Here is a 13,201-nt window from a genome sequence, read left to right on the forward strand (position 1 = left end):
TCCGCTCGTAAATCTCAAGTTCCGCTCGTAAATCTCAAGTTCCGCTCGTAAATCTCAAGTTCCGCTCGTAAATCTCAAATTCCGCTCGTAAATCTCAAGTTCCGCTCGTAAATCTCAAGTTCCGCTCGTAAATCCCAAGTTCCGCTCGTAAATCTCAAGTTCCGCTCGTAAATCTCAAATTCCGCTCGTAAATCTCAAGTTCCGCTCGTAAATCTCAAATTCCGCTCGTAAATCTCAAGTTCCGCTCGTAAATCTCGAGTTCCGCTCGTAAATCCCAAGTTCCGCTCGTAAATCTCAAATTCCGCTCGTAAATCTCAAGTTCCGCTCGTAAATCCCAAGTTCCGCTCGTAAATCTCAAATTCCGCTCGTAAATCTCAAGTTCCGCTCGTAAATCCCAAGTTCCGCTCGTAAATCTCAAGTTCCGCTCGTAAATCTCAAATTCCGCTCGAAAATCTCAAGTTCCGCTCGTAAATCCGGGCTAAAAAGAAAAATCAAGGGAATTAAGCAAAAGCCCGGGGAATCAAGCGAAAAATATGAGGATTTAAGCGAAAACCGGCATGATTTAAGCGAAACAAATCTTTAAAAGCAATAGGCCCTTGCTTTAGAAAAAAACTCAAAATACGAAGTTTACAAGCCTTCATACTTTGAGTCTTTGCTTTTATTCATTCACCAGAGTAGAACCAATCAATTCATTATAAAATGTCGCGTTAGCAGCTGAGATATAAGGGCTAAGCCACAAAAAACCGATCCCCAATGAAAGCACAGCGAGAATTCCCCATCCGATGAAGCTCAGGTTCATCAAGAAATATTTCCACTTGTAGCCTTTCATTCGCCGTCTGCTTTCGGTGATAGCTTCCAGGACGGTGTATTCCGGGTGATCTTTCAGCAGGAAAAATGTTTGCGAATAAGCGATAGCTTTTATAATGCCAGGAATAATCAATAATAAAGACCATAACAAGATAAAAATAAATACCAGTATAGAAGCTCCGATTATCTTAAGAGAAGTTTTCCCGTTCTTATAAATCGCAAATACGTGAGAAATTTTCGCATCTTCTGATCTTGATAGATTAAGATAAAACCAGGTAGATGCGATCGTGGGCGGAAGCAAAACTATCGTAATGATGATATTGACGATGTCAGCTGCCGGAGGTGTTTGTTCCTGCCAGAGCCAATTTGTAAAGCCGCCGCTTAAAATGATTTCAACAACCGATGAAGCAAGCGAATTGACCAGAAATAACAAAAAGGTCAGCAAAACGGCTAATCCCCATTTGCCCTGTAAAGATTTTAAGGCCGATTTCTTAATTTCAGAAATGGTCATATTCATTCGTTCGTTTATCCTCCTTTTGAACTAAGAATATACTATTATCCACTCTTCTCGATACAGGGAATGTCAGGAAACAGTTGTTTATGTTACATGTTATCAAGCAAAGAAATTTTATCCCCTGTGTTAATTTCTCCTGGCTTCAATACAGAGGCATAGACGCCAAAATAATTATTTCTTTTTTGGACGACTGTTTTTAGCAAAGTCAGATCCAGCGTAGCATGATCAGGGTCCATGGCAATGATCGTGCATCGTTCGCAATGCCTCTTTATTTCAAGTTCCGCCTGCCCCATTAACATACGCTTTCCAAACCAGCTATCCTCAGTAAAAGGAATTTTTTCATCGAGGGAGATCAGGATATTCGGGCGAAAACGCCGGTGATCGACTTTATCTCCCCATAATTCTTCAAGTTTTGCAAGAGATGCATCCGTTGTGAGTAATAGATGCTCCTCTTCAATTGCCCCAAGTGGAACATGATCAGGTGGATACTGGATCGGCAAAATCGTTTTGTTTGATAACATTTCAAGCTCTTTTTGGAGTTCCATATCTCCCCACTCATATGTATGGCCAAAAGGAGATTTAATTTTAATAGCTGGGAACTCTGTTAAACTTTCAGACCCGGTAAATTCAGCATGATACCTGAGCATGGCCGGCAGCTGGGTTGCGGTTAGAAACTTTCCCGGCCTTGTTTCATCCAGAAAAGCATGGCTGCGGTCCCCATATAGACCGTATGATTGAATCGTAGTTTTTTCAACCTTCTCGCCCCGAAAGGATTTGACAGGATGGCGGATAATCTCCTTGATTTCTCCAATGACCATATTTACCCCTCCTTCTACATTTAATTTTGAACCTGCAGCATAAAAACCATTTTACGGAAAGTGTATTCGGGCAAACAGTTTTTTTTTAGTATACGAAAAATTCAAATGAAAGCAGGCCAAAGTCGGAAATAGGCCTGCTGGTTGTTATGTTGCTTTAATGCAACTGCGCATTGGAACCTTATTTCAGCAATTGTTTCATCTTTTTTGCCGTAAAACTATTCATCCGCAGCCAATCCAAGTCCGGATCTGAGCTGGCGAGATTTCTGAAGTAGTCATTTCCCATGTTTTTCACTGCAAATTTCAGATGCCCGAATGCTTCCAGGGCATCATAGCCAAGGACGGATAAGTAACATGCCTTATTATAGTGGGCCATTAAAAATCCTTCTTCCATCTCTAACAGTTCGTCAATAACCGCAAGTGCTTCGGCTGTTTTTCCCTGGCGGTGGCAAAGAACACTTACTTGATTGTAGCCCAGCAGGAATTGAGGTTGCAGTTGAATGGAGATCCTTGCGAATTCCTCTGCTTTTTCAAATTGCTCCAGCTTCTCATAGACCAGGCTGCTTTCATAATAAAACTCATAATCCTTTGAATCTGCTTTAAGCGCTTTTTCGAGATGGAATTCAGCCTTATGAAGAAGGTTCAGATCGTTATACAGCTTGCCTAAAAAATAATGGGCAATGGCATTTCCAGGCTGTTCGTCCAGGCAGTCCTGCAACAGCTTTTCAGCTTTCTGAAGCTCATCGCCCTTGTCTGGAAATTCTTCCTCAATATGTTTATTCACAAGGAGCTGTGCATAATAAAGCGCCATATCGAAACTCCATTTTTTCGCGAGAAAACGGGCGGCCTCGGCCATTGATTTTTCCATTTGTCCCTGGGAGCTGTAATATTCATATAACCAAATAAGCGTCTTATCGTTATTCGTGTCGAGGGAATAACTGCCTTTATATAGTTCGATCATTTTTCTTTCAAACATTTTTATTTGTTTCATATGTTTTAGCTTATTTAACCAGGAAGAGTTTTTCAGCTCCAACAAATGTTGTTCGACTTCATATGCAGCATACATATACATCAAACTCTTCTCCTGATTGGTTACCTGAGCCCCGTCAAGTAAAACAGCAATGTTTGCGACGTTATTGCTTGCGACGCAGGCATAAATGAAATTCGTATATAAATCGCGGTATTCTACATCCCTGACAATAAGGTCAAGGAGAAGCGAAATGGCTTCATGATAATTTCCTTGCTTTAGCTTCAAAGTTGAATAACTGGCAAGCAGCGAAAAATGATCCGGTTCGATCGCCAAGGCCAGCGTCAAGTATTTTTCTTCAAGTTCTATTTTCTCCTGCGCGCCCGCACAATGAGCCAACGCATATAATCGCCATGCTTCCTCCACTTCGCCTTTCATAAATGTTAAGGTGCTGACCACTTTCTTAATTTTCCCGATTTGCCGGGATATGTCAGCAAGGTGAGACACATTGACCTCGTACGGGTTGTGCTTCAGCAACATGAACAGGTTGGCCTGTTCGGCTTCAATATCTTCCTTCCGATTGGCAATTTCCGCGAGCCGCGAATAGGCAGAAGCAAATGTTTTGTCTATTTCTATAATAGATTGATAGAAATTTTTCGCTTCAGCTAAGTGGTTTCTTTGCAGTGCCACCTCTCCAAGCCGATATAGCGGGAAGGTATGGTTCTCTATTTTTAATGCTGTTTTATAATATGTTACCGCGGTATCCAGCTGGTTAGCCCTTTCATACAGGCAGCCAATATAACAAATCAGATCAATATTATCCGCGTATTTAGTGTCCAGTTCCTTTTGTAAAAAGGCGCGGCCGCGCTGGTTAAAATCGGTGTATTCAATTAAACTCACATAAAGGTCCCAGCCTTCTTCGTGGTTATCACCTTCCAGGCTTAATCCTGCTTCAAGCCAATCCAAAGCAAGCTGTTGATGATCCTGATCCTCGTGAATCTGGAACAGCCATTTGCCGGCATTGATTAAAAAATAACTGTCGGCCGAAAATTTTTCTTTCTGTTCTTTTAAAAGTGCAATCGCTTCTTCCTGCTCGTTTAATTCATGCTTCACCTTTGCAAGCGCCAATGGCGGATAAGGTTCATCAGGATGATGCTGCATCGCTTCTTCATAGCATTTTTTTGCCTCTAAAAGGTTAGCTTGTTCTTCATAAAAGTCGCCTAAATGCATAAGCAGTGAATAATCGCCGCGAGCTTGGTCAAGGCCAGCTTTAACCTGCTTGATCGCCTCGTCCAGATCGTTGTAATGATAAGCGTGGATCGACGCGATTTCACGATAAGGGTGGGCAATTTCAGGAGCAAGCCGTTTTGCGACTGCAAATCCCCTTAACGCGTGCCGTAATTTATCCATCGCCCGGTCGCATCGTGCCCGCTCATACCAGGCAGGCGGCAGATGCTTAAAATCTTTGATGATTTGGGTAAACAGATCACGTGCTTGTGTATATTTTTCCTGGTCAAACAGAATTCTGCCATGATTGATGCGATTCCAATAGTCTTCACTATTGATATCCAGTGATATTTCGGAATACTTGAATGCAGTTTCGATGTCGCCATCGTATAAATGGCAAAGCGCCAGGTATGACCACGTATTATAATGGTCGGGTTCGTTGTTCAGCGCTTCGCGGAAATGTCCAATTGCCTCCGAATATTGATCATGATCGATTGCGATCCTGCCGAGGATATAGGAATACAAATGGGTGTCTTTCGATTTGACGCCTTCTAAAAGCTGTTTAGCTTCTTCGTATTTATTCACTTTAACGAAGGCATGGGCAGAAATCAGCTTAAAATAATCCGAATCCGGATGGATTTCGATCACTTTTTCAATACTGGAAGCAAGGAGATCAGTTTGCTCTTCCAAATGAAATACTTTAATCGCACAAGCGATCACATACACACAATCGCTGTTTGCTTTTACAAAATCATAAAACTCTTGTTTAATAGATGAATCTTCATTTTCCAATTTTTCAAGATAATCCAGCGCATCTTGCACAATCGCATGCTCATGTGGATCAAGCTGGTCGAGCTTTTTCTTTTCCTCTGCCGGGGCAATCGCAATTGATTGGTATTGATTGTTACAGTAATACTTTTCAAAATCCTCGAAGCTCACCGTTTGCATTTCGGTTGTATTTGGGTCCTGGATATAAAGGGCCTGAAGATTATCATCATAGCCCCGCAACAATTGCACATGGGCGCCATTGGGATAGTCGACACTGATGATGACGGACACTCCCTCATCTGTTAACTGTTTATAAATCGGGACACTCCCGAAAAAATAGCGGCAAGCCATCCCGATTGATTCGAGATATTGAACCGTTGCGAAAATACTTGAACCATTAATATCGTAAATATGCCGGGAAATCTCATCCTGGGTCCTGGTGATATTGTATCGCGATAAAAGCATTGAGACGGTAGCAGGAACACAATAGTTATATTTTTGCACGACAATTGAACTTGGAAAGTTGCGAATCAGCCCCGGTGAATTCGATTCGCATTTGCTGTATGGAGAATCATGAAAGACTGCCGGATGTTCTGTTACAAAACTTTTAAAGCTGGCAAAGTCACTATGCAGGTACAGATACTTTCCGCGTGAGTAATGAAAATAATGCTGGTACACATGATATGGAGACTTTTCATCTATTTCTTTAGCCGTTTCTAAAAAATCTTCCCACTTGTTGAGCTGCTTCAATTTATTCGCCTTTTCAAGGTAAAGCGGCAAAAAGAATGGAACCGCCCTTATTCCTTGTTCGATAATTTCCAGCGCTTCTGAGAATTTTCCTTGAACTGTGTACAGCGACTGCAACGTTAAATAACAAAATTGCGGCTTTTTATCTTCTTCCATCCCTTTAAGCAGGCATTCTTCAGCTTTATCCCATTCCCCCGCATGGAAATAGTAATAACCCCAGCGGTCATAAAACGATTCATCCGATAACTCTTCATGTTTGGCAAGATATTCTTTTGCTTCCCGAAAACGTTTCATATCAATCAACAAGTTTGTGATTGCATTATAGGCATACTTTAATGTCTTGTTATCTAATAAATCTCCTTCTTCAGCAATCAGCTGTTTGATGTTTTCTTCAGCTTCAACCACTTTTCGGTCTGCATCCATTTCATAGCTTTTAAAAATCCGCGTCAACGCAGTTGGTGTTTTTTTATGCTTATAACGAATCAGAAAATTGCTATAATGATTCATTAACCCGGCATCGAGTGCCCTGAGCAAGTAGATGATATCCTCATCCCTTACACTGTCAAGAATCTCTTTAATGCAGGCAATCGAGCGTCTTTCCTTCAGCTCTCCAACAATTTCTAAAACAATCGGCAGCGTCAGGTCAAATCGATTTTCGTTTACGAACGCTTTTAACTGATTCACTTGAGTACGAAAGTCTGTTTTTACAGTCATGAAATCTTCTCCAGTCATAATTTTTGGTTGGAAAATAATAAAGTTTAAAAATTCAAAAAATTATCACCGAACGAACCCGAAAGGAATGGTTTTAATATTTAATGATAAAGAGTTGGACGATTAGAACTACTTTATTTTATAAATTTTATGGTAATTCCGCAACGTGCGTATCCCTATTCGTTAATAAATCTCTAGATTATGTAAAACATGAAGGAATCACTACTCAATTCCTGCTTCCAGCAGCCAATGCATGTTCCCGTTAATATGAGTTCCAAACGGAAGATAGCCTTCTGTCATTTCGGTATGTTTTTTTAAATATTAATACTGTAGAGAATAATATTCTAGTTTTCATTTCTTCCTCCTTTCAATTTTGACCGGATCATTCTATCAATGTCTGTGGTATATACGTCGAACTATTTCTACTCAACATAATACGGGATCATTTCTAGTCTCAGATGTTAGACACATCTTAGTACGCCAATTAATTAATTTCCAATATCCAGATTTTTCTTATGTACATTTTTTATTATGATGCTTCAAAATCGGCTTCCAAAATAAAGCCCAATTGTTACAATTGATCCTAACAGAAAATAAATAGACATTAAAAAATAAGATTTATGTTTAAAAAGAAAGAAAGAAAATACTATACTCGAAAAACCGATAAATAAAAATGTAAAATAACTTGCTTTAGGTGGAAAAGGAATTACTGGTTCAAAAAGAGTTAAACAAGCGTAAAATATTAAAATTATTGTAAATGCAATCTTTATTTGCATGTCTTCCTCCTCGCTAAACTTAAGGGCAAATTTTTCTGAAACAAACCCATTTCAGGCGGTTATCGGTCGTGTAATTGTACATGATCGTGCCTTTCCTTATTTCCTTTTCAACCGTGTTGCCATTGGCATCATAGTAATACTTCTTGTCACCAGCTTCGACTAGCTCATTCAATTTATTATAACGGTATTTGGTGATTTTGCTGTCTTCTTTTTGTTTAATCCGGTTACCGCCGGCGGAATCATGATACATAAAAATCTGCTCTTATAGCATTACCCGTACCCTGTGTTGTATCTTAAAGCTATTATAAAAATGGCAAACTGGTTATTTCATAGCTAAGGTTCACTCACCATTACTGTTTTGTAATTTTGGGTCTTTCTAATGGATGCTGTAAAGGGGCTGTTCAATACTTTTAATATCACATCCAAATTTCTTTATCCCCGTTGAACCAGCACCTTACAATATCTGACCGCCATAATCGGCTTGTGTTCAGCACTACCACATAATCTATTTGGATAGACGAAAGGTGAGCCAACATCTCCTGTAAGCCCACCCTGTCAATATCCAATGCTTCCTCATTTAATTTAGCACCACTGATTCCTTCATCTCTAAAAATTTGTATCAAGTTCCATCCATTTTCTTCACAGTATGCTTTGATTTCATCTTCTTGATATTTCAAGCTGTATCCATCTTTTGCTTACCCATGAGTTGAGACACGTATATACCCGACAACGTTCAACTTCTCACCCTCCCGTTACATAAATTTTAATTTTTGTAACGCTTTTTAAACGAATAGCGAGTATTATACGACCTTCTCTTTAAAAAATACAACCCAAAAATTTATGGGTCACAGGCAATAAAGAACACCCTTTCACGTTACCCATTGTTTATCGCCGCGAGTTTTGTCATTCTCGTTAGTCTGTTGCCTATCCCATACATTTATAGTTCCTGCTTAAAAAATGTCATCTCGCCCAATTCTCGTTCTTGTCACCCTATCTTATTTTTAAAACCAAACTCCATGATGGTATAACCTTTATGAGCTCTCGATTTTCAAATGCTCAAATGTCTGCTTAGCAGCATATACTTTTTGATTCAAAATAGAATTGAATCTTACTTTAATTTAGAAATTATTATTTATATTGAAAATTATCCACTATGCATATACTATCCGCCCTTGGCATCCCACAAAAAAGAAAGGGGCTGTCCCAAAAGTGGTATTTCAGCCGAAACCTTTAAAAAAATAAAACCCAAGAATGCTGTTAAATCAACATTCCTGGGTTTTTAATTTGGGTGCATTTTACTCCAAAATGGACTTTTTAGACAGCCCCTTTAAGTTAAATTACAATAAAATAAGTCTAAAAACTAGGTCGTCAAAATCAATATCCCCAATTCCATTGCTACAACGGAAAATGAAAATACCTTCATCTTCTTGTTCAGCTATTATTCCTGCATTTCCAATCCAAGCATCAACTCTATCATCATTGTATTGCCATATATTCCATAAATTCAGTTGTCCTGTTTCTTTTTTAGGGAAGCATTTGAAGATAAAAGTTGATGGTGCAGTATCTACCCAAAAGACGGGTGAATTTAATTTTTGATTATTAACTTCAATATACCCTTTTCTCTTGTCCAGAGAAAATTCAATGCCTTGTCTATAATCATTTTTAGTTCTAATAAATTCAATTTTGACATCTTGACCTGTTTTGACCTCTAACCTATGTGACATTACTACTAGGCTACCGTTGATATTTATTGCCTCGCCCTTATTTTTAATAAACATTTCAGCTAGACTCATCGTTAATAAATCACTCCCTTAATAACCAGGTCTTCTAAATGGGTCTACTTTTGTATGGTCTTGTGGCCATCTTGGAACAAAATCTTTTCCGCCATCTCTTTTCGGAATAGGTTCATGACTCAATTCCATCGATTCCATTCCACCCTTATCTGGGTTATATCTTTGCGGTGCATTTCCTTTTTTCATTCTAGCTACATTTTCTGCGCCGTATTTTTTTACAGCGTCGGGTTTTGCAGCTTCGTTTTTTTACTGTGTTCCAAGCTGGTTCATTTCCTTTAGAAGTTGGCTTATATACATCGTCTCCAACTTTCCAACCTTTAGAAGCTTTAACCGTACCCTATGTTGTAATCTTAAAAAGCTAAAAATAAAAAAGTCAGCCATTTACTACCCTATTAAACTACTTCTTTCTCTTGCATTATCGGTAATTTATAGGCAGTTTTATGCTTCATCATTCCATAAATAATGTTCACAAGCCTTCTCATTATGCAAACCAATGCTTGTCCCTTTGTTTTGCCTTCTTTAAGCTTTCGTTGGTAATAACCATGGAACACTGGGTTACGAGGCATCTTACTCCTTTTTGCTACTTGCACTTGTTGGACTGCCAAGTTATAAAATATGGCGTGCAGCGCCCGATTGCCTTGTTTGCTCTTTTGTTCCTTACCTTTCCCTCCAGAGCCAAAGTAAACAGGCGCAATCCCCGCAAATCGTGCTAATTTGTTGGCATTGGGAAAGCGTCTTACATCCCCAATTTCAGCAATTAAAGCTGAAGCTGTTACAAGGTCAATCCCTGGCATGGAGTCTAGTTGAAAGTCTAGTAAGTTCATTAACTCTTTTAATTCTCTTTCTACCTTGCCTATTTCCTGCTTTCCAAATAAAATGTGGCGCACAATGCTTTCTACCAAAAAGTTTCGTGTTTCTTGATGTTCTTTGGTTGTATTCCCGTCCTCGTTCACTAATTTCAATATTTCATTCGCTTTTTTCACTGAACATGTATTGTTGCTTACTTCTAACAAAAAGGTGGTCAACTGTTTTACAATTACACCTTCTAAACAAGGTGGTGAAGGGTATCGTTCCCAAAATGCCAATGCTGTTTTTCCATCCACTTCTGAAAAAAACTTTTTATAGCTTGGATAATGGTGGCTTAATTGAATATGCAGTTGGTTTTTTAAAGCACCTTGTGCCTTCACTAATGCGTTTCTTCTAGTGACCAATTGTTGTATCGACCAGTATAAGTCATGTGGTTTAGCGTCTGGTAATTGGACGAGTTTGTTCACCAATATTCTTGCTACACATTCCGCATCCCAGCTATCACTTTTTTGTGTGGTCATATGGCTTTTTCGTTCAGCGTATGAAAGAGCTGGGTTTACTTCTTTTACAACCTGTCCATGGTCGGTTAAAAACTGTGCTAACGATCGTCCATAGCCACCTACATCTTCTAAACCAAATACAGGTGTCATTCCTTCTTCCATCAGTTTATCAATATCTAGTAAAAACGTGGAGAAGGCAGATGGTTTATTTTCAAATTTTATTTCCTTTAGCTTCTCTTGCCAACAATTAATGACCACTGCCACATGGTGTTGCTTATGCAAGTCTACTCCAACATACAAGTGTTTCTGTTTTTCGTGCATTTACTCATCCTCCTATTCAATTAAATGAAAATGCCGGCAACCTTAGTTCGAGCGTTCACCAACTGGTGCGCATTGGTACGAAAGCCTATCCATTTTCATCGTTTCATAATAACTTTAAGAAAATGAGTCCCTTTTTTAAGTAACCTTTTAAATTATTGCTTCATGTTTCCCATTTGCTTGTATTTGTCCATATTTATAGACCCCTTGATAAAAACTCTCTCTGTCTAGAATTCTTTTCACTTGTACTTTCGTAAATGCTTTACCTTGTGTTGTTTGATAACCTTCATCATTTAATGCTTCTGCCAACCTAGACAGTGACCATTTCCTATGTATCTGTTTAAGCTCAAACAACCGTTTTACTACTTCTGCATGACCGCTATGTATCATTAGTTCCTTTTCACCCTTTTGTTTCATATAGCCAAATGTTGCCCTTCCTCCTGCATAACCACCTTCCTTCGCTTTTTTGTTTCTCCCCTTCGTTAGTTTGAGGGCAATTTCAAGCCGTTGATATTGGTCTAATAACTCCATTAAGCCATTCACCAAAAAGTCGTTGGGGTCTTTCTTATGGATACTGTACATAGGTTGTTCAATACTTTTAATGTCACAACCATATTTCTTCAACTCTCGTTGAATCAGCAACTTCACAATATCCGACCTCCATAATCGGCTTGTGTTCAGTACTACCACATAATGTATTTGGACAGACGAAAGGTGAGCCAACATTTCCTGTAAGCCCACCCTGTCTATTTCAAATGCTTCTTCATTCAATTTGGCACCACTTATGCCTTCATCCCTAAAAATATGGATCAAGTTCAAGCCTTGTTCTTTACAGTATGCTTTAATTTCGTCTCCTTGATATTTCAAACTGTATCCATCTCTTGCTTGCCCTTGAGTTGAGACTCGTAAATACCCAACTACGTTCAACTTTTCACCCTCCCGTTACGAAAATTACAATTTGTGTAACGCTTTTTAAACGAATAGCGAGTATTATACGACCGTCTCCAGTAAAAATACAACCCAAAATTAATGAGCCAAAGAAAGTAAAAGAACACTCTTTCTCGTTACCCCATTGTTATCCCCACCAGCTTGTACGCTCTCGTTAGTTTGTTAGCCATTCCATACAATAACTACCCCTGCCATGTAAAATGTCATCTCGCCCATTTCTCTTTCTTATTCCGTTCCTCTAAGTATTAAAACGTTACTCCATGATGGTACAACCATCATGAGCTTTTGATTTTCAGAGAAAACATTGTTCATGTTGTCCACTTAATAAATCTTTATTTCTTTTCTTTTTCTATTGCCCTATGTAACTGTGTAGCTCATCCTTTATCATCACACGCTATGTCAGTATCGTATGGAAATATAAAACAAGTAGTAAGTGCTGTAAGTTTTATTAAAAATGTCAAAGCAAAAATTAATTATTTGCTTACTATCATCAAAAAACCTTGAAAGGCATTTAAGCCCACCAAGGTTTTCCAATTACTTCAATTTTTTATACTCTTGTGCCACAGCTAGTAACTTATCACCAAGTTTTGAATGTATATCCCAGGAATCTACTATTTGTCTAGTATAAGTCGGGTAATAATTTATTGGAGATAATACTCTCTTCATTTTAATTAATTCATTAGATATAGACTCTAGTTGCAATACCGAGGGTATCTCATTACTACCTATCAGCCCTTTTTTTCTAGCCTCAATTTCTTGAGATAAGTCCATTTGAACTTTATCTATTAAACCAATCACTTTATTTTGCTGTTTTTCTAAGGTTCGATTAATTTTGTTCTGTCCATTATCCACCATTGATTTGCTCCTCCTACATATTGTGATCCAAATTGATATTGTGGTGCAGCCCTTCCAGTTATCATTTGAGTTCCAGATGGTACTTGCCACTGTTTTATTCCAGTCATCCCATTCCAATCAGGAGGTAAAGCAAGATTATTACGATTAGTTAGAGGACCAAAGGCTTCAAACAAATATGAGCCTTGTGGATATGCTTTCATACCATTATCGTGGAATCTTAAACCAAAAGTATTATCCCCTGCTGTTTCCATCTTTATTGTACCAACATCAAAGGATTCAAGTATTTCTTTCCTTTTATTTCTAGAAATCCCCTGCGATTTTAAATATTCAGATGCTTCTTTAACTCCCTGGTATGGGTTAGGTAAAGCTTCACCCGTACCCTTAGCAAAGAATTGCAAGTCCAATTTCAAACCATTATTCCCTATACCCTCAGGCCTCAAATTAACTCCGATATTATCTCCAGCCATCGGAGCCTGTTTTGCAACCTTGCCCACTTTGGTCACATTTGAAAGGCCTTTTGTTCCTACAAGGACTGATGCTATTTCAAACGTGGCTCTTCCAGCCACCCTGGATCCGGAACTTTCATCTATATACTTCCTGGCATCTGAAACAATAGTTTTCGCAACATTATACTTATATTTGATAAGT

The 13,201-nt window shown here is 38.7% G+C and carries 11 protein-coding genes and 1 pseudogene; all 12 read right to left on the reverse strand.

What is annotated here, in order from left to right; all coding sequences use genetic code 11:
• Positions 1–214: 214 nt before the first annotated feature.
• Positions 215–418, reverse strand: a complete 204-nt coding sequence (locus CU633_RS22590) for a hypothetical protein (protein ID WP_142383443.1) — start codon at positions 416–418, stop codon at positions 215–217.
• A 240-nt stretch (positions 419–658) separates the two neighbouring features.
• On the reverse strand, positions 659–1,324 hold the full coding sequence (locus tag CU633_RS20150; protein WP_308314808.1) for a DUF975 family protein: 666 nt from the start codon (positions 1,322–1,324) through the stop codon (positions 659–661).
• A gap of 86 nt (positions 1,325–1,410) precedes the next feature.
• Positions 1,411–2,139 (reverse strand): MOSC domain-containing protein, encoded by a 729-nt coding sequence (locus CU633_RS20155; RefSeq protein WP_101662351.1) that lies wholly within the window; start codon positions 2,137–2,139, stop codon positions 1,411–1,413.
• Between the two features lie 178 nt (positions 2,140–2,317).
• Complete coding sequence (locus tag CU633_RS20160; RefSeq protein WP_180955046.1) at positions 2,318–6,559, reverse strand: tetratricopeptide repeat protein; 4,242 nt, start codon at positions 6,557–6,559, stop codon at positions 2,318–2,320.
• Between the two features lie 792 nt (positions 6,560–7,351).
• Positions 7,352–7,582: a hypothetical protein gene (locus tag CU633_RS20170; protein WP_101662354.1), complete on the reverse strand. Its 231-nt coding sequence runs from the start codon at positions 7,580–7,582 to the stop codon at positions 7,352–7,354.
• A 129-nt stretch (positions 7,583–7,711) separates the two neighbouring features.
• A pseudogene (locus CU633_RS20175) lies at positions 7,712–8,009 on the reverse strand (recombinase family protein); the annotation flags it as partial.
• Positions 8,010–8,669: 660 nt separating this feature from the next.
• Positions 8,670–9,125: a hypothetical protein gene (locus tag CU633_RS20180; protein WP_101662355.1), complete on the reverse strand. Its 456-nt coding sequence runs from the start codon at positions 9,123–9,125 to the stop codon at positions 8,670–8,672.
• An 18-nt stretch (positions 9,126–9,143) separates the two neighbouring features.
• On the reverse strand, positions 9,144–9,311 hold the full coding sequence (locus CU633_RS23020) for a hypothetical protein (protein ID WP_180955047.1): 168 nt from the start codon (positions 9,309–9,311) through the stop codon (positions 9,144–9,146).
• 206 nt (positions 9,312–9,517) lie between these two features.
• Complete coding sequence (locus CU633_RS20185) at positions 9,518–10,753, reverse strand: IS110 family transposase (RefSeq protein WP_101662356.1); 1,236 nt, start codon at positions 10,751–10,753, stop codon at positions 9,518–9,520.
• A gap of 147 nt (positions 10,754–10,900) precedes the next feature.
• Complete coding sequence (locus CU633_RS20190) at positions 10,901–11,677, reverse strand: recombinase family protein (RefSeq protein WP_101662357.1); 777 nt, start codon at positions 11,675–11,677, stop codon at positions 10,901–10,903.
• Positions 11,678–12,232: 555 nt separating this feature from the next.
• Complete coding sequence (locus CU633_RS20195) at positions 12,233–12,553, reverse strand: hypothetical protein (protein ID WP_101662358.1); 321 nt, start codon at positions 12,551–12,553, stop codon at positions 12,233–12,235.
• A partial coding sequence (locus CU633_RS23140) for a hypothetical protein (RefSeq protein ID WP_219620979.1) occupies positions 12,514–13,201 on the reverse strand: 688 nt, incomplete at its 5' end. The genes CU633_RS23140 and CU633_RS20195, both read right to left, overlap by 40 nt.

Origin of the sequence: Bacillus sp. V3-13 (assembly GCF_002860165.1) — a bacterium.
GTDB lineage: Bacteria > Bacillota > Bacilli > Bacillales > Cytobacillaceae > Bacillus_BJ.